Origin of the sequence: Streptomyces sp. NPDC020362 (assembly GCF_040642095.1) — a bacterium.
Taxonomy (GTDB): Bacteria; Actinomycetota; Actinomycetes; order Streptomycetales; family Streptomycetaceae; genus Streptomyces.
Genome location: NZ_JBFAET010000044.1, coordinates 33,570 through 58,492, shown reverse-complemented (window position 1 = coordinate 58,492; position 24,923 = coordinate 33,570). Strand labels below are relative to the sequence as shown.

The 24,923-nt window shown below is 71.8% G+C and carries 21 protein-coding genes and 1 pseudogene; 5 read left to right on the top strand and 17 right to left on the bottom strand.

The genetic code is table 11. From position 1 onward, the window contains the following. Nucleotides 1–300 (top strand): annotated as a pseudogene (locus tag AB0H32_RS18685) (serine/threonine protein kinase); the annotation flags it as partial. 16 nt (nucleotides 301–316) lie between these two features. Here AB0H32_RS18685 and AB0H32_RS18680 read toward each other — a convergent pair. From AB0H32_RS18680 to AB0H32_RS18640, 9 genes are all read right to left on the bottom strand, one after another. Continuing rightward, nucleotides 317–1,135: an RNA methyltransferase gene (locus tag AB0H32_RS18680; protein ID WP_361121277.1), complete on the bottom strand. Its 819-nt coding sequence runs from the start codon at nucleotides 1,133–1,135 to the stop codon at nucleotides 317–319. Nucleotides 1,136–1,209: 74 nt separating this feature from the next. Beyond that, nucleotides 1,210–2,442 carry a uroporphyrinogen-III C-methyltransferase gene (gene cobA, locus AB0H32_RS18675; protein ID WP_361121274.1) on the bottom strand — a complete coding sequence of 411 codons (1,233 nt, stop codon included), beginning with the start codon at nucleotides 2,440–2,442 and terminating at the stop codon, nucleotides 1,210–1,212. Between the two features lie 257 nt (nucleotides 2,443–2,699). Beyond that, nucleotides 2,700–7,235, bottom strand: coding sequence for a nicotinate-nucleotide--dimethylbenzimidazole phosphoribosyltransferase (gene cobT, locus AB0H32_RS18670; RefSeq protein WP_361121272.1), 4,536 nt, complete (start codon nucleotides 7,233–7,235; stop codon nucleotides 2,700–2,702). A 345-nt stretch (nucleotides 7,236–7,580) separates the two neighbouring features. Then, a complete protein-coding gene (gene cbiE / locus AB0H32_RS18665) occupies nucleotides 7,581–8,810 on the bottom strand; it encodes a precorrin-6y C5,15-methyltransferase (decarboxylating) subunit CbiE (RefSeq protein WP_361121269.1) in 1,230 nt (409 codons plus the stop codon). Between the two features lie 136 nt (nucleotides 8,811–8,946). After that, a complete protein-coding gene (locus tag AB0H32_RS18660; RefSeq protein ID WP_361121266.1) occupies nucleotides 8,947–9,585 on the bottom strand; it encodes a GNAT family N-acetyltransferase in 639 nt (212 codons plus the stop codon). Between the two features lie 193 nt (nucleotides 9,586–9,778). Further along, nucleotides 9,779–10,609: a MetQ/NlpA family ABC transporter substrate-binding protein gene (locus tag AB0H32_RS18655; RefSeq protein WP_361121263.1), complete on the bottom strand. Its 831-nt coding sequence runs from the start codon at nucleotides 10,607–10,609 to the stop codon at nucleotides 9,779–9,781. Between the two features lie 118 nt (nucleotides 10,610–10,727). After that, nucleotides 10,728–11,471, bottom strand: a complete 744-nt coding sequence (locus tag AB0H32_RS18650; RefSeq protein WP_361121260.1) for a methionine ABC transporter permease — start codon at nucleotides 11,469–11,471, stop codon at nucleotides 10,728–10,730. After that, nucleotides 11,468–12,520, bottom strand: coding sequence for an ATP-binding cassette domain-containing protein (locus AB0H32_RS18645; protein WP_361121257.1), 1,053 nt, complete (start codon nucleotides 12,518–12,520; stop codon nucleotides 11,468–11,470). Before AB0H32_RS18645 ends, AB0H32_RS18650 begins: the two co-directional genes overlap by 4 nt. A gap of 410 nt (nucleotides 12,521–12,930) precedes the next feature. After that, nucleotides 12,931–13,581 (bottom strand): HAD family hydrolase, encoded by a 651-nt coding sequence (locus AB0H32_RS18640; RefSeq protein WP_361121254.1) that lies wholly within the window; start codon nucleotides 13,579–13,581, stop codon nucleotides 12,931–12,933. Nucleotides 13,582–13,650: 69 nt separating this feature from the next. Between AB0H32_RS18640 and AB0H32_RS18635 the strand changes: the two genes are divergently transcribed. Both AB0H32_RS18635 and AB0H32_RS18630 read left to right on the top strand, forming a co-directional pair. Beyond that, the gene (locus tag AB0H32_RS18635) at nucleotides 13,651–14,010 is read left to right on the top strand and encodes a hypothetical protein (protein WP_361121251.1); all 360 of its coding nucleotides are present in this window, start codon (nucleotides 13,651–13,653) and stop codon (nucleotides 14,008–14,010) included. A gap of 1 nt (nucleotide 14,011) precedes the next feature. Continuing rightward, entirely contained in the window at nucleotides 14,012–14,431 is a 420-nt protein-coding gene (locus AB0H32_RS18630; protein ID WP_361121248.1) for a hypothetical protein, read from the top strand. A gap of 72 nt (nucleotides 14,432–14,503) precedes the next feature. Here AB0H32_RS18630 and AB0H32_RS18625 read toward each other — a convergent pair whose 3' ends face one another. The 3 genes from AB0H32_RS18625 to AB0H32_RS18615 form a co-directional block, all read right to left on the bottom strand. Continuing rightward, complete coding sequence (locus AB0H32_RS18625; RefSeq protein ID WP_361121245.1) at nucleotides 14,504–15,001, bottom strand: GNAT family N-acetyltransferase; 498 nt, start codon at nucleotides 14,999–15,001, stop codon at nucleotides 14,504–14,506. A 45-nt stretch (nucleotides 15,002–15,046) separates the two neighbouring features. Next, a complete protein-coding gene (locus AB0H32_RS18620; protein ID WP_361121242.1) occupies nucleotides 15,047–15,553 on the bottom strand; it encodes a sigma-70 family RNA polymerase sigma factor in 507 nt (168 codons plus the stop codon). 155 nt (nucleotides 15,554–15,708) lie between these two features. Next, nucleotides 15,709–16,884 carry a glycerophosphodiester phosphodiesterase gene (locus AB0H32_RS18615; RefSeq protein ID WP_361121239.1) on the bottom strand — a complete coding sequence of 392 codons (1,176 nt, stop codon included), beginning with the start codon at nucleotides 16,882–16,884 and terminating at the stop codon, nucleotides 15,709–15,711. A gap of 368 nt (nucleotides 16,885–17,252) precedes the next feature. Here AB0H32_RS18615 and AB0H32_RS18610 point away from each other — a divergent pair, with 368 nt between their 5' ends. After that, nucleotides 17,253–17,924: a lysophospholipid acyltransferase family protein gene (locus AB0H32_RS18610; RefSeq protein WP_361121236.1), complete on the top strand. Its 672-nt coding sequence runs from the start codon at nucleotides 17,253–17,255 to the stop codon at nucleotides 17,922–17,924. 84 nt (nucleotides 17,925–18,008) lie between these two features. Here AB0H32_RS18610 and AB0H32_RS18605 read toward each other — a convergent pair whose 3' ends face one another. The 5 genes from AB0H32_RS18605 to AB0H32_RS18585 all read right to left on the bottom strand — a co-directional run bounded on the left by AB0H32_RS18605 (nucleotide 18,009) and on the right by AB0H32_RS18585 (nucleotide 24,129). Continuing rightward, nucleotides 18,009–19,532: an MFS transporter gene (locus tag AB0H32_RS18605; protein WP_361121233.1), complete on the bottom strand. Its 1,524-nt coding sequence runs from the start codon at nucleotides 19,530–19,532 to the stop codon at nucleotides 18,009–18,011. Next, on the bottom strand, nucleotides 19,529–20,170 hold the full coding sequence (locus tag AB0H32_RS18600) for a TetR/AcrR family transcriptional regulator (protein ID WP_361121230.1): 642 nt from the start codon (nucleotides 20,168–20,170) through the stop codon (nucleotides 19,529–19,531). Before AB0H32_RS18600 ends, AB0H32_RS18605 begins: the two co-directional genes overlap by 4 nt. An 84-nt stretch (nucleotides 20,171–20,254) precedes the next feature. Further along, nucleotides 20,255–21,226: an aldo/keto reductase gene (locus tag AB0H32_RS18595; RefSeq protein WP_361121227.1), complete on the bottom strand. Its 972-nt coding sequence runs from the start codon at nucleotides 21,224–21,226 to the stop codon at nucleotides 20,255–20,257. A gap of 170 nt (nucleotides 21,227–21,396) precedes the next feature. Further along, on the bottom strand, nucleotides 21,397–22,830 hold the full coding sequence (argH, locus tag AB0H32_RS18590; RefSeq protein ID WP_361121224.1) for an argininosuccinate lyase: 1,434 nt from the start codon (nucleotides 22,828–22,830) through the stop codon (nucleotides 21,397–21,399). 105 nt (nucleotides 22,831–22,935) lie between these two features. Further along, on the bottom strand, nucleotides 22,936–24,129 hold the full coding sequence (locus AB0H32_RS18585; RefSeq protein ID WP_361121221.1) for an argininosuccinate synthase: 1,194 nt from the start codon (nucleotides 24,127–24,129) through the stop codon (nucleotides 22,936–22,938). Between the two features lie 204 nt (nucleotides 24,130–24,333). Between AB0H32_RS18585 and AB0H32_RS18580 the strand changes: the two genes are divergently transcribed. Then, on the top strand, nucleotides 24,334–24,921 hold the full coding sequence (locus AB0H32_RS18580; RefSeq protein ID WP_361121219.1) for a pyridoxamine 5'-phosphate oxidase family protein: 588 nt from the start codon (nucleotides 24,334–24,336) through the stop codon (nucleotides 24,919–24,921). Nucleotides 24,922–24,923 lie beyond the last annotated feature (2 nt).

Genomic DNA, 24,923 nt, shown 5'->3' with positions numbered 1-24,923 from the left:
GGGAACCGTCCCGCTGCGCGGGGCGGCCCCGGGCGTCCGGGGCCGCACCCCACGAGGACCAAGCGGCGTCCGGCCAATCCCCGGCTGCTGCGTCAGCGGCTGTTCGTGTTCGTGGTGGTGACGCTGCTGGTCGCGCTCGGTATCGCGGTGGCGCAGGGCTGTCAGGGCCCGGCGCGCGGGCTCGGCGGGGACGACCGGCAGCAGGAGCACGTGCAGCCGGGCTTCACTCCGCTGGACGACGGGAAGCTGATGTCCGAGCGGTACGACTCGGCCTTCAGCTCGTCCGGCTCCGGGAAGTGACCTCCCCGGGCCCGGTTCAGGACTGCGGCCGTCCCGAGGCCACGGCGTAGAACGCCACCGCGGCCGCCGCTCCCACGTTCAGGGAGTCGACGCCGTGGGACATCGGGATGCGGACCCATTCGTCGGCGGCGACCAGGGCCTGGGTGGACAGGCCGTCGCCCTCGGCGCCGAGCATCAGCGCCACCCGGTCCATCCGGTGGGGCGCGGCCTCGTCGAGGCTGCGGGCCTTCTCGTCCGGGGTGAGCGCGAGAAGGGTGAACCCGGCCTCGCGGACCGAGTCCAGCCCCTTGGGCCAGCTCTCCAGACGCGCGTAGGGCACGGAGAACACCGCACCCATGGAGACCTTGACGCTGCGCCGGTACAGCGGGTCGGCGCAGTCGGGCGAGAGCAGCACCGCGTCCATGCCGAGGGCGGCCGCCGAACGGAAGATCGCACCGATGTTGGTGTGGTCGTTGACCGACTCCATGACCACCACCCGGCGGGCCGAGCGCAGCAGCTCCGCCGCCGTCGGCAGCGGCTTGCGCTGCATGGAGGCGAGGGCACCGCGGTGCACGTGGTAGCCGGTGACCTGCTCGGCGAGTTCCGGGCTCACGGCGTACACCGGGGCCGGGAGTTCGTCGATGACGTCGCGCATGACGTCGATCCACTTGGCCGAGAGCAGCATGGAGCGCATCTCGTAGCCGGCTTCCTTGGCCCTTCTGATGACCTTCTCGCCCTCGGCGATGAACAGGCCCTCGGCCGGCTCGCGCTTGCGGCGCAGGTCGACGTCGGTCAGGCCCGTGTAGTCGCGCAGGCGCGGGTCGTCGGGATCCTCAACGGTGATGAGATCGGCCACAGGGTGATACTGCCTTGTCCTGGGTGCGGTGCCAACGGCTGGGAAGGGTTCGTGTTACCCCGGGTTACGCGTGATCAAGCCGCGGGCTCGGGGCCGACGTTCACGACCTCGCCGATGACGATGACCGCGGGGGGCTTCACGTCCTCGGCGCGTACGGTCTCGGCGACCGTGGCGAGGGTCGCGTCCACGCGGCGCTGCGCTGCGGTCGTGCCCTCCTGGACGAGGGCGACCGGGGTCCCGGACGACTTGCCGTGCGCGACGAGCGTCTCGGCGATCTTCCCGATCTTGTCGACGCCCATGAGGATCACGAGTGTGCCGGTCAGCTTCGCCAGCGACGGCCAGTCGACCAGGGACCGCTCGTCGTCCGGGGCGACATGGCCGCTGACCACGGTGAACTCGTGGGCGACACCCCGGTGGGTGACCGGGATGCCCGCCGCGCCCGGCACGGAGATCGAGCTGGAGATGCCGGGCACGACGGTGCACGGGATGCCGGCCTCGGCGAGCGCCTGGACCTCCTCCATGCCCCGGCCGAAGACGAAGGGGTCGCCGCCCTTGAGCCGTACGACCGACTTGCCCTGCCGGGCGTGCTCGATGAGGGCGTTGTTGATGGCCTCCTGGGCCATGTAGCGGCCGTACGGGATCTTCGCGGCGTCGATGACCTCGACGTGCGGCGGGAGTTCGGCGAGCAGGTCGCGCGGGCCGAGCCGGTCCGCGATGACGACGTCGGCCTCGGCGAGGAGACGGCGGCCGCGGACGGTGATGAGGTCCGGGTCGCCGGGGCCACCGCCGACCAGCGCCACGCCGGGCGTGCGGGTGCGGTGGTGCGGGGCCACGAGGGTGCCGTCGCGCAGGCCCTCGACGACCGCGTCGCGGATGGCGGCGGTGTGGCGGGGGTCGCGGCCCTTGGCGTCCGTGGTGAGGACGGCGATCGTGACGCCCTCGCTGTGGCCGGTCGCCGGGGTCCAGGCCGTCGCCCGGTCCGCGTCGTCGGAGCGCACACACCAGACGCGGTGACGCTCCGCTTCGGCGGAGGCCCGGGCGTTGGCCTCGGGGTCGCTCGTGGCGATCAGGGCGTACCAGGCCGCCGCGAGGTCGCCGTCCGCGTAGGGGCGCCGCTCCCAGGTGATCTCGCCCGCGTCCGCCATCGCCTCCACGGACGGGGTCGCCTCGGGGGACACGAGGAGGATGTCCGCTCCCGCTGCGATCAGCGCCGGGAGGCGGCGTTGGGCGACCTGGCCGCCGCCGAGGACGACCACGGTGCGGCCGGAGAGGCGGAGGCCTACGGGGTAGGCGGGGTGTTCGGCCATGAGGGACGGCTCCTCTTGCGGCTGTGCAATGCGAGGCCTCTGCGGCTTTGCGGTGGCCCTGACGTGCGGATTTTACGTTGGCGGCGGGAAAGGCGGCTCAGCTGTCCGGTGGCTGGGCAGGGTGGCCGGGTGCGGCTGCACGGTCCGTGGACGCCCTCCCCCGCTCTCGCCTTCGCGCGAGCGGGGGACCCCCATCGCCCCTGCGGAACGACTGCCCACGGGCCACGCCTGACCGACCGTCGGGCGGAAGCCGCCCCCTACTTCTCGGTGACCCCTGCCGAATCGAACGTGGCCACCTCGTGCATCGCCCGGGCCGTGCTCTGGACCAGGGGCAGCGCCAGCAGCGCGCCCGTGCCCTCGCCGAGGCGCAGGTCGAGGTCGACCAGGGGGCGCAGGCCCAGCTTGTTGAGGGCTGCCACGTGGCCGGGCTCGGCGCTGCGGTGGCCGGCGATACAGGCCGCAAGGACCTCGGGGGCGATGGCGCGGGCGACGAGGGCGGCGGCGCCGGCGCTGACGCCGTCCAGGATCACCGGCGTCCGCAGGGAGGCGCCGCCGAGGAGCAGGCCGACGATGGCCGCGTGCTCGAAGCCGCCGATCGCCGCGAGGACGCCGATCGGGTCGGCCGGGTCCGGCTGGTGGAGTTCCAGGGCACGCCGGACGACCTCGGTCTTGCGGGCCAGGGTCTCGTCGTTGATGCCGGTGCCACGACCGGTGACCTCCGCCGGGTCTGCGCCCGTGAAGACGGAGATCAGCGCGGCGGACGCCGTCGTGTTCGCGATGCCCATCTCGCCGGTGAGCAGTGCCTTGTTGCCGGCCGCCACGAGGTCGCGGGCGGTCTCGATGCCCACCTCGATGGCGGCCTTGGCCTCCTCGCGGGTCATCGCGGGGCCCGTGGTCATGTCGGACGTGCCGCCGCGGATCTTGCGGGGCAGCAGCCCGGGCGTGGCCGGCAGGTCGGCGGCGACACCGACGTCGACCACGCACACCTCGGCGCCGACCTGGTTGGCGAAGGCGTTGCAGACCGCTCCCCCGCCCAGGAAGTTGGCCACCATCTGGGAGGTGACCTCCTGCGGCCAGGGGGTGACGCCCTGGGCGTGGACACCGTGGTCGCCGGCGAAGATGGCGACGGCCGCGGGCTCCGGGATGGGCGGCGGGCACTGCCGGGACAGCCCGGACAGCTGCGCGGAGATGATCTCCAGCATGCCCAGCGCGCCGGCCGGCTTGGTCATGCGCTTCTGGCGCTCCCAGGCCTCGCCGAGCGCCTTGGCGTCGAGCGGGCGGATCTGTGCGACGGTCTCGGCAAGCAGGTCGTGGGGTTCCTCTCCGGGCAGGGCGCGGCGGCCGTACGTCTCCTCGTGCACCACCCAGGACAGGGGGCGTCGCTTGGACCAGCCGGCCTGCATCAGCTCGGGCTCGTCCGGGAACTCGTCGACGTACCCGACGCACAGGTAGGCGATGACCTCCAGGTGCTCGGGCAGGCCGAGGGCGCGAACCATCTCGCGCTCGTCGAAGAAGCTGACCCAGCCGACGCCGAGGCCCTCGGCACGGGCGGCGAGCCAGAGGTTCTCGACGGCGAGCGCGGCGGAGTACGGCGCCATCTGGGGCTGGGTGTGCCGGCCGAGGGTGTGGCGGCCGCCGCGGGTCGGGTCCGCGGTGACGACGATGTTCACCGGGGTGTCGAGGATGGCCTCGATCTTCAGTTCCTTGAACTGCTTGGCCCGGCCCTTGGGCAGCGACTTGGCGTACGCCTCGCGCTGGCGCTGGGCGAGTTCGTGCATCGTGCTGCGCGTCTCGGCGGAGCGGATGACGACGAAGTCCCAGGGCTGCGAGTGGCCCACGGACGGTGCCGTGTGGGCCGCCTCCAGAACACGCAGCAGCACCTCGTGCGGGATCGGGTCGCTGCGGAAACCGTTGCGGATGTCGCGCCGCTCGCGCATCACCTTCAGGACGGCCTCGCGCTCGGCGTCGTCGTAGGCGGGCGCGGCCGGTCCGGTGGACTGTCGTACCTCTTCCACTGCGGCCGTGCTCTCTTCCTGGTCGGCGGCCCTGGTCTCCAGGTCCTCCGCGTGCTGTACGACATCGGGGGCGTGCTCGGCGTCCGGCACTGCGGCGGGCTCTGCCTCGCGCGGCGCCGGGACCGTGGCCACGGACTCCTGCTGCTCCTGGACGGGCAGCACGAGCGGATGGGGCGGGGTCGGCGCCAGGTGCGGGGAGGTCGGCACCGAGCCCTCGACCGGCACGAACCGGCCGAGCAGCTGCTCGGGGTGCGGCTCCAGCGGGACGTTGGGCAGCAGCGGGTCCGCGGTGACGCCGGGCGCCGACGGGCCGGGGGCGCCCTGCTCCACTACGGGCCCCGCCTCGGCGGACCGGAGTTGCGGACCGGCCGGGGCGGAGGGCTGGGCCGGCATGGTGGCGGGGATGCCCTCGCCGACCGCCTCCTGCGGGTGCGACGGCTCCTGTGCGACGGCCACGGCCTCACCTTCGTTCGGAACGGCTGCGGCCATCTGCGGGCCCTGCGCCTGCGGGAGGACCGCTTCAGGCGCCTCGGTGGCCACAAGTGTGCCGGCGGCCGGAGTCACCGCACCGTCGGCGACGGGCGGGGCCTGCACGGGGCCCTGTCCCGGGGGGGCGACGGCCTCGGCCTGCGGCTCGACAGCCGCGGTGGCGGCGGCGACCGGCTCGGCGGCCACTGCCTGCTCGGCGGCCTGCGCGGAGTCGGCGGCGGGCGCGGACTCGGCAGCCTGCGCGGACTCGGCGGCGGGCGCCTGGCCGGGGTCGGCGACCTGGTCGGCAACGGGCACCTGCACGGGATCGGCGACGGGGGCGCCCTCGACGACGGAGCTGCCTTCGACCACAAGGGTGCTCTCGGCGACGGGGGTGCCTTCAGCGACGGGGGCGTGTCCGGCCGCCACGGCCCCGGCCCCGGTGCCGAAGACCTGTGGGTCGGTCTGCACAGGAACGGCTCCGGCCGCCGCCTGAGCAGCAGCGGGGTCGGCGGCCTCGGGGACGCTGTGGGCGGCGACCGCGCCGGCGGCGGGTGCCGCACCCTCACCAGCGACAGCGACAGCGTCGGCGCCAGCGACAGCGTCGGCGACGTGGGGCACGGGCTGGGCGGCGACCGCGTCGACGCCCTCGGCCGGACCATGGGCCGCAACGGCGTCGGTCTCCTCGGCCGCAGCCACAGCAGGAGCCGGAACGGCGTCCGCCGCCGGAGGCACGGCCCCGGCCGGAGCGCCAGCCTCGGCCGGAGGCACGGCCCCGGCCGCGACGGCGTCGGCGCCCTGTGTCACGGCCACGGCCACGACGGCATCCGCACCCTGTGCAACAGCAACAGCCGCGGCAGCGTCCGCGCTCTGTGCCGCAGCCCCGGCCGTGGCGGCATCCGCAGACTGGGTCACGGCCACGGCCACGGCCGCACCCGTCACCGAGTCAGCGCCACCGGCACCGGCTGTCTGCGCGGCGTCGCCGAGCGGCACGGCTGCGCCGAGCGGCACGCCCTCGACCGGCTGCGGCTGCACGCCGTCGTTCTGCACGACGGGCCCGGGCACCTGGACGGCGTCCAGTGCCTGCGCGCCCTCCGCCTGCTGTCCCGGTACGGCCTCGCCCTGCGCCTCCTGGACGGGGGCGGGGGCCACCTCGCCCGGCGCCTCCGCGGTCGGAGTCTCCGCAACCACCGCCGGCTCGGCACCCTGATCGGCCTCGGCCGCCGTCGGTACCGGTACCGGTACCGAACCCTCGGTCTGCTGTCCGGCCTCCGGCGCCACCGACGTCTCCGGCACGGCCGCCGTCTCCGGCACGGCCGCGTTCTCGGCGCCACCGGTCCCGTCCGCGGCCACCTCCAGAGCCTCGGCCGGACCCTGCGCGACCGGCGCACCCTGTGCGTCCTGCACGACCGGCGCGACCGGCGTCTCCTGACCGGCCCTGGCCGGAACGTGGGCGTCCTGACCGGCCTCCACCGCAACGTCCTGACCGGCCTCCACCGCAATATGGGTGTCCGCCGGGCCCTGTCCAGCCGGAGCTGCGTACACCCCGTCGTGGCCGTGGACCGGCTGCGCGCCGTCGTGGCCGTGGACGACACCCGTCCGGGCCGGCTCCTGGGGAGCCTCGTCCGGCGTCTGCGTGACCGCCTGCGTGGCGAGGCGGGCCATGGCGGCCTGGGCGGCGTCGGCCGGTTCCGCGAGGGACCCCCCGACCGGACTGACCGTTTCCCCGGCCTGGGCCTCGGTACCGACCTGGGCCACGGCCGCCGGGGCGGCGCCCCACGGGGCCGCGCTCTGCGGAGCCATGTCGTGCAGCGGCTGGGCGTCGAGGTACTCGGGGCCGGCCGTGGGCGCCGCCGGCTGTCGTACCGGCACGCCCGCGGGCCCGCGGTCGGCGAGGGAGCGCACGGGGCTGGCGGAGGCGTCGGGGATCGGGGGCCCGAGATGCAGCGGCCGACGCGAGGGCTGGGGGGCCGCCGTCGGGTCGTGCGGAGCCGAGAGAATCGGCGACGCAGGCACGGACGCCGGCGCCGGATTCGGCAGCCGGACGCCGCTGAGGTCGACGGAACCGCTGTCCCGGCCGCCCGTCTCGTGCGGGTCCGGCTCGTGGACGGCCTCGACGACCGGTTCCGGGGCGGGTGGCGGCACTTCGTTGCCCCACGCGCCCTGGGCACCCGGCAGCAGCAGGTCTTCGTCCTCGGCGGGTGCCTCGGAGAGGTAGGTGTACGCGCCGTGCGCGGGGGCGCCCGGCTGTTCCACCATGCCTGCGCTCTCCGGCTGCCCCTCGGCCGGGACCTGGCCGGTGTCGGTCATGCGTACCCCTCGCCCATCGGTTAGTGCTCCTACGTCCAGCTCACCCGGGACGGCGCACCGACCGCCCCGCAGTGAAGAACGAGCGTGCGTGCCCAGCGGCACGAACGACCTGCCCAAAAAAGGCGACAAAGCCATTCAGTGGCATTGTCCCGGCCGTTCCGCCGTCGCGACAGCATGATCCGCGACAGCCCGCTGTGGACTGCGCCACGTTGCGCGTCCTCGGGTTCTGCCGTACCACACCCGCCCCAAAACGGGCGTGCTTTCCGGACATTGACGAACGAAGTTCCGGGCCACCGGAGCGGTACAACGATCGGCCAGCCTACCGCGCGCAGTACGACAACAGGATCACGGGGCGCGATCCGGCAATACGCCGCTGAGCAGGAACGCAACGTTCCGCTCGGTCTCCGTCCAGGCCCTGGTGTCGAGCTCGACGGACTGCAGCAGAGCGCACTCGACGCGGTATCCGTGTTCGGTCAGACCGCGGCCGACGAGCTCGGCCTCGTCACGGGTGGCGGCGTGGGTGACGATGCGCTGCGGGCGCCGGTCGGCGACCGCGGAGACCACGGCGGCTCCCCCGGCGCCGACCCGGACGACGTCCGGTTCGGGCAGGTTTTCCAGGACATGGGGGGCAGTTCCCTGCACGACCTGGAGCTGGACGCCATAGCGGCGGGCGGCCAATTCCGTGCGCGCGCAGGCGCCGGGATCCCGGTCGACGGCGATGACGGCCGCCCCGGCGCGCGCGGCCTCGGTGGCGAACGCTCCGCTGCCCGAGCCGATGTCCCAGACGAGGTCGCCGATCCGGGGTCCGAGGCGGGCGAGTTGGGCGGCCCGGAGCAGCTCCGTCTCCCCTTCGCCGAGGCGGCCGCCGTGCGCCGCGTACGCCGCGTACTCCTCGTCCCGCTGCACCCAGCCACGCGGACCGGCGCCCGGGTCGCGCCCGGCGATCCAGCCGCCGCCCTCGGCCGAGCCCGCGGGGCCGCCGATGACGATGACGACGTTCGGGTCCCGCCAGGCGTGGTCGGGGGCCTTGTCGGAGGTGACGACGGTGACCTGCTCGCGTTCGGTGCCCAGTTCCTCGCAGATGACGAAGGTGCGGTGGACCCCGTCCAGCAGCAGGCCCAGTTCGGCGGGTCCGGCGCCGGGTGCGGTGAGGACGGCGACCTTGGTGTGGGCACGGCACACGTTCACGGCCCGGCGCAGCGTGCGCGGATGGGCGACGACCACCTGGGCGTCGTCCCACGGCATGCCGGCGCGGGCGAAGGCGCCGGCGACGGAGGAGACGGCCGGGACGACCTCGACCTCCAGGCCGAACTCCGGAGCGCGCAGGGTCCGTACGACGCCGAAGAAGCCGGGGTCGCCGTCGGCGAGCACGACCGCGGTGCCGCGGTGGGCGGCGATCCGGCGGGCGGCCAGGGCGAGGCTGCCGAGCCGGATGCGCTCGGCGGCGGGCGGGACCTGGGGCAGCGCCAGATGGTGGGCCGCACCGGCCACGAGCGTGGCGGCGCCAAGGGCGGCGCGTGCCGCATCAGTCAGCGGCGAGCCGTCCCAGCCGATCACCGTGACCCGGTCGGCCATCGTCGTCAGTCTCCAGGTTTTCGCAGGTCGTCGTGGGTACGGGGCCCGTGGGCGGGCTCCGTGAGCGTACCCGGTGAAAGTAGCGGACGCGCGGTGGGGCGGGGCCGCAGGCAGCTGCGGGCGCGCCTCGTCGGCGTCAGTTCCAGTCGGAGTAGGGCCCGAAACCGCCGGTGTCGGCGAGCTGCTCGTCGGCGCCCTCCAGGTCCTCCGGGAGGAGGCTCCACACGATGAAGTCGGTCCGCACGTCGGCCCAGGCGCCGTCCTCGGTGCGGTGGTGGACTATGCAGGCGTTGCGCAGCACGCCCTCGCTGATGCAGCCGATCTTCTGGGCGACCTGCTGGGAGGCGGTGTTGTCGGCGGCGGTGCGGATCTCGATCCGCTCGAACTTCTGGTCGCCGAAGAGCCATTGCGCGGTGACGAGGGCGGCCTCGGAGGCGTAGCCCTCGCCGCGCGCCCAGGGGGCGACGATGTACGACAGCTCGGTGGAGCGGATGTGCCAGTTGGTCTTGCCCAACTGGACGATGCCTACCAGGCGCTGGGTGAGGAACTCGGTGACGGCGAGGTCCAGACCCCGGCCCGCGGCGCGCTCGGTGGGCGCGTACCCGGTGATCCAGTGCCGGGCGGCCTGCTCGGTGAAGGGCTGGGGGACGTCGGTCCAGGCGGCGATCTGCTCGTCGTTCATCATCTCGGCCAGGGCCGGCACGTCGCCCTCGTCGAGGGGACGCAGCACCAACCGCTCCGTGCTGATGGAGATGGTGGGGAAGGTGCTAGTCATGCGCCGCTCCGTAACCTTCGGAAAAACTTGAGAGAGCATCAGGACCGTCAGGGCCCCGCTGAACTGCCCAGCATGCAGCATGAAACCACTGAACCGCACGACGGGGCCCACCCCGGGTGAAGGAGTGGACCCCGTGCGTGGCGATACGCCGCTTACGTGCCGTCAGTTCCGGTTCAGCCGCTGGTCAGCGGGCTCAGAAGGACGGGATGACCGAGCCCTGGTACTTGTCCTCGATGAACTTCTTGACCTCGGGCGAGGTGAGCAGCTTGGCGAGCTTCTTGACCCGCGGGTCCTTCTCGTTGCCCTTCTTCACGGCGAGGAAGTTGCCGTACGGGTTGTTCTTCGCGGACTCCAGGACGAGGGCGTTCTCGGCGGGCTTGAGGCCCGAGGAGATGGCGTAGTTGCCGTTGACGACCGCCGCGTCCACGTCGTCCAGGGAGCGCGGGGTCTGGGCCGCCTCGACCTCCTTGAACTTGAGGTTCTTGGGGTTCTTGGCGATGTCCTGCGGGGTCGCCTCGGTGCCGGCGCCGTCCTTGAGCGTGATGAGCCCGTTGGCGGCGAGCAGCTTGAGGGCGCGGGCCTCGTTGACGGCGTCGTTCGGGACCGCGATGGTCGCGCCGCTCTTGAGGGCGTCGGCCTTCTTGACCTTGTGGGAGTAGAGGCCGAGCGGCTCCAGGTGCACCGTGACGACGGGCACGATGTGGGTGCCGCGCTTCTTGTTGAAGTCGTCCAGGTACGGCTGGTTCTGGAAGTAGTTGGCGCCGACCGAGCCGTCCTCGGTCGCCGTGTTCGGCGTGATGTAGTCGGTGAACTCCTTGACCTCCAGGTCGAGGCCCGCCTTCTTCGCCAGGTTCTTCTGGACGAAGGTCAGGATCTCGGCGTGCGGCGTCGGGCTCGCGGCGACGACCAGCGGGCCGCTGTAGTCGGAGGAGGTGGAGTCCTTGCCGGAGCCGCAGGCGGTGAGCCCGAGGGTGAGGGCTCCGGCGGCGAGGACGGCGGTGGTGAGCTTGGCGGTGTTACGCACGAAAAGTGCCTTTCCTTAAGGGGTGGTGCGACCCCGGATCTCGGGGCGTCGGCGCGGGGCGCCGTCATGGGGGGTGGTGGTCTGTCGGCCCGGGGAGAATGGTGAGTCCGGGAGCCGGTCAGCTCTTCTTCACGGCGTCGGCGGCGACCGTGCCGGGGAAGACGCCCTTCAGCGGCCTGAACAGGAGCAGGCCGCCGGACCTGCCGCTGCGGCGGTGCAGGGAGCGGGCCGCGACGTCGCCGACGACCTGGAGCAGGGAGATGACGACGGCGAGGATGGCCACGGTGATCCACATCATGCCGGTCTCGAAGCGCTGGTAGCCGTAGCGGACGGCGACGTCGCCGAGGCCGCCGGCGCCGACCGTGCCCGCCATGGCCGAGTAGCCGATGAGGGCGATGATCGTGGTGGTGGCGCCCGAGATGAGCGACGGGAGCGCCTCGGGCACGAGCACGCTGCGGACGACCTTCCACGTGCTGCCGCCCATGGACTGCACCGCCTCGACGAGTCCGCCGTCCACCTCGCGCACCGACATCTCCACCAGGCGCGCGAAGAAGGGGACCGCCCCGACGGCCAGCGGGACGATGGCGGCCTCGCGGCCGATGGTGGTGCCGGTGATCCAGCGGGTGAAGGTCATCAGCGCGACCATCAGGATGATGAACGGCATCGAGCGGGCGATGTTCACGACCTGCCCGATGACCTTGTTCACGACCACGTTCTGCAGCAGTCCGCCCTTGTCCGTCAGGACGAGCAGGACGCCGAGCGGAAGTCCGCCGACGACGGCGATCAGCGTGGACCAGCCGACCATGTAGAGAGTGTCCCAACACGCCTGGGACAGCACGGGCTGCATCTCCGACCAGGTCACTTCGCGCCTTCCTTCACCAGCACGGGCTCCTGGCCCTCGTGGCCGACGACATCGATCTGCAGGCCCTGTTCGCGCAGGAACCCGATCGGCACCACGTTGTCCTCGTAGCGGCCGGGCAGTTCGATGCGCATGCGGCCGATCTGGAGGCCGCCGACGGTGTCGATGGCGGCGCCGAGGATCGAGATGTCGATGTTGTAGGTGCGCGAGAGCTGGGAGATGACCGGCTGGGTGGCGGCCTCGCCGTGGAAGGTGACGTCGAGGACGGTCCGGTCGGCGCCGGTGGCCTCGCCGCCCACCGGGAACAGCGCGGCGGCCAGCTCCGAGCCCGGGGTGGCCAGCAGCTCGCTGACCGTGCCGGACTCCACGATCCGGCCCCTGTCCATCAGGGCGGCGGAGTCGCAGATCGACTTCACCACGTCCATCTCGTGCGTGATGAGCAGGACGGTCAGGCCCAGCTGCCGGTTCAGGTCGCGCAGCAACTGGAGGATGGACCGGGTGGTCTCCGGGTCCAGGGCGCTGGTGGCCTCGTCGGAGAGCAGCACCTTGGGGTCGCCGGCGAGGGCGCGGGCGATGCCCACGCGCTGCTTCTGGCCGCCGGAGAGCTGGGCGGGGTAGGCCCCGGCCTTGTCGGCGAGGCCTACCAGGTCGAGGAGTTCGAGCGCCTTGCGTGAGCGTTCCCGGCCGGACCTGCCGAGGATTTCGAGCGGGAGCTCGACGTTCTCCTGGACGGTCCGGGAGGAGAGCAGGTTGAAGTGCTGGAAGACCATGCCGATCCGGCTGCGCGCCTGCCGGAGTTCGCGGCCGGCGCGGGGGCCGCGCCCGGCGAGCGCGGTGAGGTCCCGTCCGGCGACGGTCACCGTCCCGGATGTCGGACGCTCCAGCAGATTGACACAGCGGATGAGCGAGGACTTGCCGGCGCCGGACTGGCCGATGACGCCGTAGACCTCGCCTTCTCGGACGTGGAGATCGACGCCGTCCAGGGCGGTGACCTCACGGCCGCGGGAGCGGTGAGCCCGGTAGATTTTCGTGAGGCCCGAGGTGGTGATCACAGGGATTTCCGTCACTGTCGAGTGCGCGGGCGTGGATGTGCCCGGGCACGGGTGCATGCGTTGCATTCGTTCAGGGACGCGGCACGGTTCTCGCTGTGGCGGTGAACCGGGGAGAACTTCGTGTGCGCTGGGTCCCCACGCCGTTCAGGCAGTGGGGGAGGCGTCGGTCCGTATGCCGGGAAGCGGCGTCGGACAGGACACGGCTCTCGCTTCGGGGCGCGAGGCTCAGGTGGTGCAGGGGCCCTCTAGAAGGCGCACATTCGACGCAGACACAGACAACGAGCACCGGGCGTCAGGGTCGCCTCGGTCGCAAGGGTGCGGCAGCTCGTCGTGGTCATGCGATCAGTAAACCAGACCTACGGTGCTGACCGGCCGCCGCTGTCCGCATGCTGGACAGCGGCGGACAGTTCTCAATCGCGAACGGTGATTTCCACTCCCCCGTCGGTGACCAGTGCGGACAAGGCCGACAGGTCCTCGACCACCAGGTCGGCGTCCAGCTCCTCGGACCGGTGGGTTGTGGCCAACGCCACGGTGGTCATGCCGGCCGCACGGCCCGCCTGGAGTCCGGCCGGGGCGTCCTCGAAGACCACACAGCGGGCCGGGTCCACCCCGAGCTGCCGGGCGGCGAGCAGGTAGGGCTCGGGGTCGGGCTTGCCACGGGTGATGTCGTCGGCACAGATCAGCGTCTTGGGCAGGATGCCGACGGCGTCGAGGCGGGCCTCGGCGAGCCGGCGGGTGGCGGATGTGACCACGGCCCAGCGGTCGGCGGGAAGCAGGGCGAGGAACTCCCGCGTCCCGGGCAGCAGTTGAACGCCCCCGTCGGGCACGTCCTCCACCTCCAGCTGTTCGACCCGCGCGACCGCCTCCGGCACGAGACGGGCGGGCAGCAGGTCGGCGACTATCTCGGCCGCCGGCCGCCCGTGCAGTGCCACGCGCCGGAACTCCTCGGCCGTGATGCCGTACTCACGGGCCCAGCGCGTCCAGCAGCGCTCGACGGAGGCGAGGGAGGAGACGAGGGTGCCGTCGTTGTCGAACAGGAGGGCGTGCGCGTGGATCGTCATGGTCTAGACCCTACGGTGGACTACGGGGTCGGCGGCGCCGGGCCATTTCGGCCGTAATAAGGTCACGGCATGCTCAATGCCCTGACGCTGGTGACCGGAGTCGCCGCGCTGCTGCTCGCCGCCTGGTGCGGCTGGGCCGCCCACCGGGACCAGCCGACCAAGGACTGGCACTTCATCGGCATGGCCGTGGTGTCGCTCCTGGCCGTGATCCAGCTGGTGGTCGGGATCGTGCAGCTGGCGCGGGGCGAGAAGCCGGAGCAGGGCACGACGATCTTTGTTGCATATCTGCTGGGCGCGTTCGCGTGCGTGCCGACGGCGGGCTTCATGTCGCTGGCCGAGCGCACGCGCTGGGGCTCGGTGACGGTGGCGGCCGGCGGTGTGGTGCTGGCCGTACTGGAGGTGCGGCTCTATGACATCTGGGGAGGCTGAGATGACGGCGCTGGAGGAGAAGCCGACGCGTTTGATCAGCGGGCCGGGCATGCTGCTCGTCTGGTTCTACGGCGTGATGGTGGTCGGCGCGGTGTCGCGTTCCGCGTACCAGATCGCAACGGACTTCCAGCGGGCACCGCTGGCCTATTCGCTCTCGGCCGTGGCCGGGGTCGTGTACGGGTTCATCACGTACACGCTGATCCGCGGCGGGGAGACGGCCCGCAGGGCGGCCCAGGTGTGCTGCGCGGCCGAGCTTGCGGGTGTGCTGATCGTGGGTACGTGGACGCTGGTCGAGCCGTCCGCTTTCCCTGACGCGACCGTGTGGTCCGATTACGGGATGGGCTACATCTTCATTCCCGTGCTGTTGCCTGTTTCCGCGATGTACTGGTTGCGGAAGGCGCGGATGGCGAGGGGCGCCTGAGGAGCGTTTGCGAGTCCGGGTGGTTCGTGGGTCCTCGCGCAGTTCCCCGCGCCCCTTACGGGGCGCTCTGCCTCACGCCGTCTGGGCGAAGGCTCCCGCCGGCTTCTCCAGGACGATCATCTCCACGCCGTCGGCGCCCTGGGAACGGCCCACCGTTTCGTAGCCGGAGCGGCGGTACAGGCGGAGGTTGCCCTCGCTGCGGTGGCCGGTGAAGAGGCGGAACCTGGTGGCGCCCCGCTCCTCGGCCAGCGCCGCCTCGGCCGCGCGCAGCAGCCTGGCGCCGATGCCGTGGCCCTGCAGGCGGGGGTGGACACAGAGCTTGCCGATCGCGGCCGCTCCGTCCTCGGTCACCTTGCCGCGCACCGAGCCGACCACCTCCTCACCGAGGCGGGCCACGAAGACGCAGTCGGAACCGACCTCCTGGCGCACCGAGTCGAGGGTCTGGACGAGCGGGTCGATGCGGTAGTTGCCGTACAGCGCCGCCTCGCTCTGGAAGCACAGGTACTGGAGTTTGAAGATCTGCTCCGTGTCCTGCTCGGTCGCCACCGAGATGGTCACGCTCATGCCCATGTGCGCATGCCTCCCGCTCACCTGATCGCCTGTCGTCCCCCACACCTATCCCCGCGCTTCACGGGCCGCAACCTCCGGCGCGAGCAATCGCCGCAGACATCCCAGACATCTGGAACGTTCCGGTCCGAGACTGCCCTGTGAGATACCCAACTCCCCCGCGATCTCCCGGTATGTCAGGTCCTTCGGGGACAGCAGCGCCTCCATGAGGCGGGGGCAGCGGCCGGGCAGCCGGCGGACCGCGTTGCGCAGGGCGCGGTGGCGCGCGGCGGTCAGGGCGAGCTGCTCGGGGCCGGGGCGCAGGTCGTCGGCCGGCTCGGTGCCGTAGGGGCGTTCCCGGCGCGTCGTGCGCCGGCTGCGGCGGGCCTCGGCACGGACGGCCTTGCGCAGCCAGCCCTGCGGGTCCTGCGGCGGCCCGTCGGCCTGCAGGCGCTCCAGGAGGCGGAGCCAGACGGCCTGTTCCAGGTCGTCCGGCTCGTCTCCGGAGAAATATGCCTCGGCGGAGGCCTCGGCCGTGAGCAGCGGGCCCAGGGTGGTCACCAGGTCGTGCGTCATATACGGAACGACGCACCGCCCCGGCGGCAGGTTTCCGGGGCGGCGGGGAGTCAGCCCGAACGGGGTGCAGTACGGCCTCGCCGTTGACGGACGCTCAGGCCGGCGGACCCACGGACAGACAGACCCACGGACCGATGGGCGGCGGGCCCGCGGGCTCAGCCGGCCAGGAAGTCGGCGCGGGCGAGCACGCCGGTGTCGGCGTTGTCGGTGAAGACACCGTCGATGCCGGTCGCGAAATACGTGCCGAAGGCGCCGAAGGCGTCGCCGTAGGCGTCCGCGGCGGTTCCCTTGCGGTACTCGGCCGGGAGGAAGGGGTTCTCGTTGCGCATGGTGTAGGGGTGCAGGACCAGGCCCACCTTGTGCGCGTCGGTGACGAGCGTGGTCGGCTTGCCCAGGGTGCCGTCGGCGTTCTTCGGGATGACGAGGTCCAGCGTCGGGCCGATGCCCTGCGCGTAGCCGGCCATCTCCCTGAGGCCCTTCGGGGTGATCAGGTCGGCGACCGTGCGCGGGTCGCCCGCCTCGACGAAGTCGTAGGGGCGGCTGTCCGCCGTGGAGAGCAGGACCACCAGCGGGTTGTCGACCAGCTGGTTCAGCTTCTGGATGCTGCTCGGCTCGAAGGACTGCAGGATGACCGGCGCGTGCCGGTCGTCCTTGCCGTACTTGCGCAGCAGCTTCGCCACCCGCTCCTCCAGGCCGAGGCCCAGCTTGCGGAAGTAGGTGGGGTGCTTGGTCTCGGGGTAGATCCAGACCTGCCGGCCGCGCTTGCGGGTCTGCTCGTCCTGCCACTCGAGGACCTCTTCGAACGTGGGGATCTCCCAGCGCCCGTTGTAGAGGGTGTTGTGCGGCCGGTTCGCCGGGATGCGCTCGACGGCGCGCAGCGTCTTCAGCTCGGCGAGGGTGAAGTCCTCGGTGAACCAGCCCGTGGTGGGGACGCCGTCGAGGACCTTGGTGGTCTTGCGGCCGGCGAACTCGGGGTGGGAGGCGACGTCCGTGGTGCCGCCGATCTCCGGCTCGTGGCGGCAGACGAGGTGACCGTCCTTGGTGGGCACCAGGTCGCCCGCCTCGACGACGTCGGCGCCGAGGTCGAGGGCCAGGTTGTACGAGCCGAACGTGTGCTCGGGGCGGTAGCCGCTGGAACCCCGGTGGCCGATGATCGTCGGCTTCGGCAGGCTCTTCAGTCCGCGCCCGCCGTGCGCGGCGGTGCGGGACTCGGCCGCTCTGGCGGCGCCGGACAGTCCGAGGACCGCTCCGCCCGCGCCGAGGACCGCTGCGCCGAGGAGCGCCCGCCGTCCCGTTCCCTGCGTCTGCCCGTTCGCCTGGTCGCTGTCCATGAGCGCTCTCCTGCCGTCCGCCCGTTCGATGCGCGCCGATCGTAGGGGGCCGCACATGACGGACGGGAGTCCTCGGGTCGAACACGTGGCTGACGCCGTATGGCAGGTCCGGGACGGGAGATGACGGTCCGTCGGCATGGGCGGGGGCGGGGCGGGCACCCGGGCCGGGAGGGCTCCGCGCGATGTCCGTCACACCGTCGCCGGGGCGTCACGGACCGGCTCCGGCCCGTCACCGCAGGTAAACCAGTGTCAACAGTACGTAAGACCTCGGTGAACCGGGCGCACCCGATGTGCGCTTCCCCCGGAGCCGCGAGTAATGTCCTCACCTGCACAGACACATATCGCTTCCCTCGACATCGGAGGACCCGTTGTCCCGCTTCGCGCTCATCAAGGCAGTGCTCGGACCGATCATGCGCCTGATGTTCCGCCCCCAGGTGGAGGGCGTGGAGCACATCCCCGGGGACGGCCCGGTCATTCTGGCCGGAAACCATCTGACGTTCATCGACTCGATGATCCTGCCCCTGGTCTGTGACCGGCAGGTCGTCTTCATCGGCAAGGACGAGTACGTCACCGGCAAGAGCCTCAAGGGCCGGCTCATGGCCTGGTTCTTCACGGGCGTCGGGATGATCCCGGTGGACCGCGACGGCGGTCGCGGCGGTGTGGCGGCGCTGATGACCGGCCGCCGCGTCCTCGAGGAGGGCAGGATCTTCGGCATCTACCCGGAGGGCACACGGTCTCCCGACGGCCGCCTCTACCGTGGCCGCACCGGCATCGCCCGCCTCACGCTGATGACGGGCGCGCCCGTGGTCCCCTTCGCGATGATCGGCACGGACAAGCTGCAGCCGGGCGGGGCGGGGATGCCGCGGCCCGGCAAGGTCACCGTCCGCTTCGGCGAGGCGATGGAGTTCTCCCGGTACGAGGGGATGGACCGGGACCGCTATGTGCTGCGGGCCGTGACCGACTCCGTGATGGCTGAGGTCATGCGGCTGTCCGGGCAGGAGTACGTGGACATGTATGCGACGAAGGCGAAGGCCGCCTGACCGCCCTGGTGGCCCTGTCCGTCCGGCAGGCGCGGGTGCGTCGTGGTCTCTCGCGCAGTTCCCCGCGCCCCTGAGCTGGTCACCTCACCCGGCGCTTTCCAGTTTCTGGCCCTTCAGCAGGAACCAGGCCGCCAGTGCCGTTGCCAGCAGGACCGCCGCTCCTGCGGCCGAGGCCAGGTGCAGGCCGTGGACGAAGGATGCGCGGGCCGCGTCCAGCATGGCTTCCGCCGTGTGGTGGGGCATGTGCGCGGATGCCTCGACCGCCGCGCCCAGTGACTCGTGAGCCCCCGCCGGGGTGCCGGCCGGGCCCGTGAAGTCCCGGTAGACGCCCGTGACGATCGAGCCGAGCAGGGCGATACCGAGGGCCGCGCCCAGTTCGTACGCCGTCTCGGAGACCGCGGAGGCGGCGCCCGCCTGGTCCTTGGGCACGCTGGAGAGGATCACGTCGGCCGTCACCGTGAAGGAGAAGCCGGCGCCGATGCCGACGACCAGGAGCGCGGCGCCGAGGACCGGGTAGCCCGTCGAACCGCCCACGCTCGTGAGGACGGCGAGTGCGACGCCCACGGCCGCGAGGCCGCCCGAGACCACGGCCCGCACGGAGAAGCGCCGTGCCGCGCGGCCCGCGACCAGACCCGCCGCCACCGCTCCGACGGCGGCGGGCAGTTCGGCCAGGCCCGCCTCGAACGGGCGCCTGCCCTGGACGAGTTGCAGGTACTGGGAGAGGAAGAACACCAGGCCGGACATGCCCAGCACGGTCAGCAGGTCGGCGAGGACCGCTCCGCTGAAGCCACGGCGCCGGAACAGGCGCATGTCCAGCAGCGGGGCCGGCATGGTGAGCTGGCGGCGCACGAAGCCGTACAGGGCCGCCGCGCCGAGCAGGGCCGCGGCGAGCGTGGGCCCGGTGAAGCCGTGGGTGGCGGCCTCCTTGACCGCGTACACGACGGCGATCATGCCGACCAGCGACAGGACGACGCTGATCAGGTCCCAGGGGCCCGGGTTCGGATTGCGGGACTCGGGCAGGGTGCGGATGCCGACGAGGACCAGGACCGCCATCACCGGCAGGTTGATGAGGAAGACCGAGCCCCACCAGAAGTGCTCGAGCAGGAAGCCGCCCGTGATCGGGCCGACGGCCGTACCGGCGGAGGCGGTGGCGCCCCAGATGCCCACCGCGAGGCTGCGCTCGCGCGGGTCGTGGAAGATGTTGCGGATCAGGGCGAGGGTGGCGGGCATCAGGGTGGCACCCGCGACACCGAGCAGCGCCCGCGCCAGGATCATGAGTTCGGGCGTCGTCGCATAGGCGTTCAGGACGGATATCGCACCGAACGCCACGGCGCCGCCGAGGAGGATCCGCTTACGGCCGATGCGGTCGCCGAGGCTGCCCATGGAGACCAGCAGACCGGCGATGACGAAGGAGTAGACGTCACCGATCCACAGGAGCTGGGTGCCGGAGGGGTTGAGGTCTTCGCTGATGTAGGGGGTCGCCAGGCCGAGGACGGTGGCGTCGACGGCCACCAGCAGCACGGCCAGGACGAGGACGGAGAGCGCGAGCCAGCGGCCCGGGCGCTTCTCCACCTCCGCCGCGCGAGCCGGCCGCAGGGTGCTGGTCATGATTCCTCTCTTCGTGGTGCGTCGATTCGTGATGCGTCGCTGCGCGGTGCGTCGGGGCGAGGTGCACCGGACCGTGGTGCGTCGATTCGTGGTGCGTCGGGGCGTCGTGCGCCGCCGAGCAGCAGCTCGACGATCATGTAGGTGAAGTCCTTGGCGGCCACCCGGCCCTCGGCCACCGCCCAGGCGCCGGAGCCCAGCAGGCCGTACAACGCCTCGGTGAGCCAGGCCGGGGTGAGGTCGATGCGGAACTCGCCGCTCTCCTGGCCGCGCCGGAACAGGGCCGTGAGGCGCTCGTCGATGCGGGCCCACCCCTGGTTCTGTTCCTCGCCCTCGAACAGCTGGTTCTCGGTGTAGAGGAAGGCGAGCAGGGCGGCCGAGGGTTCGATCGCGCGGACCAGGCGGCGTACGGCTTCGCCCGCCGGTCCGTCGTCCAGACGGGCCGTGTCCAGAGCCGCCTCGCACTCCGCGATGCCGAGCGCCTCCAGCGCCCGAACGAGCGCGTCGCGTCCGGCGAAGTGACGGTGCAGCGTGGCCCGGCTGATCCCGGCGGCCTTGGCGACCTCGTCCATGGTCGCCGTGGACTTGCGGGTCAGCAGGGCAGCTGCGCTGCGCAGCACGTGGTCACGATCCAGGGCCATGAGACAAGCATAGACCATGTGAGACATCATTGTCTCACATTAGGCATGGGTATCTCATCGAGGCTGGTCGGAGCGGATGCCTTGTCAGTGCCAGGGCAGCTGCCCGCGCCGCTCCCAGTAGGCGCGTGGGTCCTCGGCCAGGGTGGCGAGACGGGTCAGCTGGTCCTCGTCGAGGTCCACCACCGGCGCGTGGAGGTTGGAGGCGAGCTGGGCGACGGTCGCGGCGCCGGAGAGGACGACACCCGCCCACGGCCGGCGCAGGATCAGGGCGAGGGCGACGGCGTCGCAGCCGAGGCCGGACTCTTCGGCGACGGCCTTCAGCACGTCCGGGGCGTGCGGCGCGGCGAGCCGGCCGTTGGCCATGCCCTCCTTGACGATCACGGTCAGTCCGGCGTCGTGCGCCTCGGCGAGCGCGGGTGCCGCCGAGGTCTCCAGGGCGTTGTACGTCGACTGGACGGTGCGGAAGAGGGGCTCGCCGTCGACGGTCACCTCGAGGGCGGCGCGGATCGCGTCGGCCTGGGCGGGGCCGCTGGTGGAGAAGCCGATACTGAGGCCCTCGGCGGCTGCTTCGGCGAGCCTGGCGTGGAGGTCCTTGTCGGTGAGGGCGGGGCTGTCCGGGGTCACCGAGTGGATCTGGTAAAGGTCGAGCCGGTCGCCGAGCAGCGCGTCGGTCTCGGCGCGCTGGCGCTCGTACGTCGCCGGGCCGTGGTCCTTCACCTCGTGCTGTGCGGCGTCGGTGGACCAGCCGGCCGTGTAGGTGTAGCCCCACTTGCTGCCGACGACCACGTCGTCGACGTCCGGGCGGGCGTTCAGCCAGTCGGCGAGGAACTCCTCGGAGCGGCCGTAGGAGCGGGCGACGTCGAAGTAGCGCACGCCCTGGGCGTAGGCGGCGTCGAGGAGTTCGTGGGTACGGCTCCGGAGCGCGTCGACGCTGCGGTTCTCGCCCAGGTCCTCGTCCCGGCCGAGATTGATGTAGCCGGGGCGGCCGACAGCGGCCAGGCCGAGGCCGATGTGGCAGGTCGGCGTCGTGGCGTGCGCAAGACGGGCGAAGGGCATCGCGGGCTCCGTTCGGTCGGCTCCGGTACGGCTTGCGACCAACGTAACCCGCGATGACGCTCCGTTCGGGGAGCCGGGCGCCGGGGGCTCGGGTGGTACCGGCCCGCCGGCGACTGCGCGTCGGCCGTGGCTCGTCGCGCAGTTCCCCGCGCCCCTGACGGGGCGCTCCCCTACTGCTTCTCCTTGGCCGTGGCCCACTCGTGCTGGCCTGCCACGTCCGCCTTGACCTCGGTGAGCTGGACGGCGACCGCGCTGGGAGCGGTGCCGCCGCGGCCGTTGCGGGAGGCGAGGGCGCCCGGGACGTTGAGGACGGAGCGGACCTCCGGGGTGAGATGGGTGGAGATCTTCGCGAACTGCTCGTCCGTCAGCTCGTCCAGCTCCTTGCCCTCGCTCTCGGCGACCTTCACGCACTCCCCCGCGACCTCGTGCGCCACACGGAACGGCACACCCTGCTTGACCAGCCACTCGGCGATGTCGGTGGCCAGCGAGAAGCCGGCCGGGGCCAGTTCCTCCATGCGCTCGCGGTTGACGGTGAGCGTCGCGATCATGCCGGTGAAGGCCGGGAGCAGCACCTCCAGCTGGTCGCAGGAGTCGAAGACCGGCTCCTTGTCCTCCTGGAGGTCGCGGTTGTAGGCGAGGGGCAGGGCCTTGAGGGTGGCCAGGAGCCCGGTGAGGTTGCCGATGAGACGGCCCGACTTGCCGCGCGCCAGCTCCGCGATGTCCGGGTTCTTCTTCTGCGGCATGATCGACGAGCCCGTGGAGAACGCGTCGTGCAGGGTCACGAAGGAGAACTCCTTCGTGTTCCAGATGATGATCTCCTCGGAGATCCGGGAGAGGTTCACGCCGATCATCGCGGTGATGAAGGCGAACTCGGCGACGAAGTCGCGGGAGGCCGTGCCGTCGATCGAGTTGCCGACGCTGCCGTGCTCGAAGCCGAGGTCCTTGGCGACCGCCTCCGGGTCCAGGCCGAGGGAGGAGCCCGCGAGAGCTCCGGAGCCGTACGGCGACACCGCCGTCCGCTCGTCCCACTGGCGCAGCCGCTCGGCGTCCCGGGACAGGGACTGCACGTGGGCCAGGACGTGGTGGGCGAAGAGCACCGGCTGGGCGTGCTGCAGGTGGGTGCGGCCGGGCATCGCCACGTCCGGGTGGGCCTCGGCGAGGCCGATCAGCGCGTCCTGGAGGCCGGCGATCAGGCCGCCGATGATCCGGGCGTGGTCCCGCAGGTACATCCGGAAGAGGGTCGCCACCTGGTCGTTGCGCGACCGGCCGGCACGCAGCTTGCCGCCCAGGTCGGGGCCGAGGCGCTCCAGGAGACCGCGCTCCAGAGCGGTGTGGACGTCCTCGTCGGCGATCGTGCCCACGAAGGAGCCGTCGGCCACGTCGGCCTCCAGCCGGTCGAGGCCGGCGATCATGCGCGTCAGTTCGTCCTCGGTGAGCAGGCCCGCCCGGTGCAGCACGCGTGCGTGGGCGCGTGAACCGGCGATGTCGTAGGGCGCGAGCCGCCAGTCGAAGTGGACGGACGCGGACAGCTTCGCCAGGGCCTCGGCGGGACCGTCGGCGAAACGGCCGCCCCAGAGCCGTACGTCACCGCTGTTGCTGCTCACTTGCGTTTGCTCCTCGGAGAGATGGCTGTGGACGACCGCCTCCCCACCCTTCCAGGCGGGGAGGCGGCTGTCAGGCTGATACGCGTGAGGTGGACCCGTACGGGGTCAGGCCAGGTCCCGCTTGGCCGCGATCTTCGACGACAGGCTGTAGATGTCGATGAAACCCTTGGCCGCGGCCTGGTCGAAGGTGTCGCCGGTGTCGTAGGTGGCGAGGTTGAAGTCGTACAGGGACGACTCGGAGCGACGACCGGTGACGACCGCGCGGCCGCCGTGCAGGGTCATCCGGATGTCGCCGGAGACATGCTGGTTGGCCTCGTTGATGAAGCCCTCCAGGGCGCGCTTGAGCGGGGAGAACCACTGGCCGTCGTAGACCAGTTCGCCCCAGCGCTGCTCGACCTGCCGCTTGTAGCGGGCCAGCTCGCGCTCGACGGTGACGTTCTCCAGCTCCTGGTGGGCCGTGATGAGCGCGATCGCGCCCGGGGCCTCGTACACCTCGCGGGACTTGATGCCGACGAGGCGGTCCTCGACCATGTCGATCCGGCCGATGCCCTGGGCGCCGGCGCGCTCGTTGAGCTGCTGGACGGCCTGCAGGACGGTGACGGGCTTGCCGTCGACGGCGACCGGGACGCCCTCCTTGAAGGTGATGATCACCTCGTCGGCCTCGCGCGGGGTGGCCGGGTTGGAGGTGTACTCGTAGATGTCCTCGATCGGGGCGTTCCAGATGTCCTCCAGGAAGCCCGTCTCGACCGCGCGCCCGAAGACGTTCTGGTCGATGGAGTACGGGGACTTCTTGGTGGTGGCGATCGGGAGCCGCTTCTCCTCGCAGAAGGCGATCGCCTTGTCACGGGTCATGGCGTAGTCACGGACCGGGGCGATGCACTTCAGGTCGGGGGCGAGGGCGACGATGCCGGCCTCGAAGCGGACCTGGTCGTTGCCCTTGCCGGTGCAGCCGTGGGCGACGGTCGTGGCGCCGTGCTTCTGGGCGGCGGCCACGAGGTGCTTGACGATCGTCGGCCGGGAGAGGGCGGAGACCAGCGGGTAGCGGTCCATGTAGAGGGCGTTGGCCTTGATCGCCGGGAGGCAGTACTCGTCGGCGAACTCGTCCCTGGCGTCGGCGACCTCGGCCTCGACGGCACCGCAGGCGAGGGCGCGCTTGCGGATGACGTCCAGGTCCTCTCCGCCCTGGCCGACGTCCACCGCAACGGCGATGACCTCGGCGCCCGTCTCCTCGGCGATCCAGCCGATGGCGACGGAGGTGTCCAGACCGCCCGAGTAGGCGAGTACGACGCGCTCGGTCACTGGTTTCTCCTCACACTGCACTTGCTGACATGCATGAGTATGCAGAACTCTGCATGATTCGTCAATCGCCGCCTTCGAGAGCCGGGCCGCGACCACCCCGCATCCACCGCGGCCGGGGCGACTGCGGTGGCCTCGACGGGTCCCGACCGGCGGATCGGGCAATTCATTAGACGAGCGAACGAGTTGCGTCGATAATCGTTAGACATGGGAAAGACCTATGAACGCATCGACGGCAGGCTCCGGACGTTCATCGAGGAGCAGCCCCTCTTCTTCACCGCGACCGCTCCCCTCGCCGACGAGGGCACGATCAACCTCTCCCCCAAGGGCCTCAGGGGCTCGTTCGAGGTGCTGGACGCATTCACCGTGGCCTACCTCGACTTCGCCGGGTCCAACGCGGAGACCATCGCCCACCTGCGGGAGAACGGCCGGATCACCCTCATGTGGTGCGCCTTCCAGGGTCCGCCGAACATCGTGCGCGTGCACGGCCGGGGCGAGCCGGTCTTCCGTGACGACCCGCGCTTCGGGGAACTGCTCGCGCGTTTCCCCGCCGTCGACCCGAAGCAGCACGGACTGCGCGCGATCATCGTCGTCCACGCCGAACTGGTCCGCGACTCCTGCGGCTACGCGGTTCCCCATATGGCCTACGAGGAGGACCGCGATCTGCACGGCAAGCGCTTCGCCCGCGAGGACGACGCCTCGCTGAGCGCGTACTTCACCAAGAAGGAGCACATCGCGACCAGCCTGGACGGCCTGCCCGGGCTGCCGTTGCCGCTGCCGCCGTCTAGCTTCTGAGC

Excerpts from the sequence above, each read along its gene's own strand:
- cobA (WP_361121274.1), bottom strand. The coding sequence starts at position 2,442 with ATGGCCGAACACCCCGCCTACCCCGTAGGCCTCCGCCTCTCCGGCCGC.
- cobT (WP_361121272.1), bottom strand. The coding sequence starts at position 7,235 with ATGACCGACACCGGCCAGGTCCCGGCCGAGGGGCAGCCGGAGAGCGCA.
- cbiE (WP_361121269.1), bottom strand. The coding sequence starts at position 8,810 with ATGGCCGACCGGGTCACGGTGATCGGCTGGGACGGCTCGCCGCTGACT.
- AB0H32_RS18660 (WP_361121266.1), bottom strand. The coding sequence starts at position 9,585 with ATGACTAGCACCTTCCCCACCATCTCCATCAGCACGGAGCGGTTGGTG.
- AB0H32_RS18640 (WP_361121254.1), bottom strand. The coding sequence starts at position 13,581 with ATGACGATCCACGCGCACGCCCTCCTGTTCGACAACGACGGCACCCTC.
- AB0H32_RS18635 (WP_361121251.1), top strand. The coding sequence starts at position 13,651 with ATGCTCAATGCCCTGACGCTGGTGACCGGAGTCGCCGCGCTGCTGCTC.
- AB0H32_RS18630 (WP_361121248.1), top strand. The coding sequence starts at position 14,012 with ATGACGGCGCTGGAGGAGAAGCCGACGCGTTTGATCAGCGGGCCGGGC.
- AB0H32_RS18625 (WP_361121245.1), bottom strand. The coding sequence starts at position 15,001 with ATGGGCATGAGCGTGACCATCTCGGTGGCGACCGAGCAGGACACGGAG.
- AB0H32_RS18620 (WP_361121242.1), bottom strand. The coding sequence starts at position 15,553 with ATGACGCACGACCTGGTGACCACCCTGGGCCCGCTGCTCACGGCCGAG.
- AB0H32_RS18615 (WP_361121239.1), bottom strand. The coding sequence starts at position 16,884 with ATGGACAGCGACCAGGCGAACGGGCAGACGCAGGGAACGGGACGGCGG.
- AB0H32_RS18605 (WP_361121233.1), bottom strand. The coding sequence starts at position 19,532 with ATGACCAGCACCCTGCGGCCGGCTCGCGCGGCGGAGGTGGAGAAGCGC.
- AB0H32_RS18600 (WP_361121230.1), bottom strand. The coding sequence starts at position 20,170 with ATGGCCCTGGATCGTGACCACGTGCTGCGCAGCGCAGCTGCCCTGCTG.
- AB0H32_RS18595 (WP_361121227.1), bottom strand. The coding sequence starts at position 21,226 with ATGCCCTTCGCCCGTCTTGCGCACGCCACGACGCCGACCTGCCACATC.
- AB0H32_RS18580 (WP_361121219.1), top strand. The coding sequence starts at position 24,334 with ATGGGAAAGACCTATGAACGCATCGACGGCAGGCTCCGGACGTTCATC.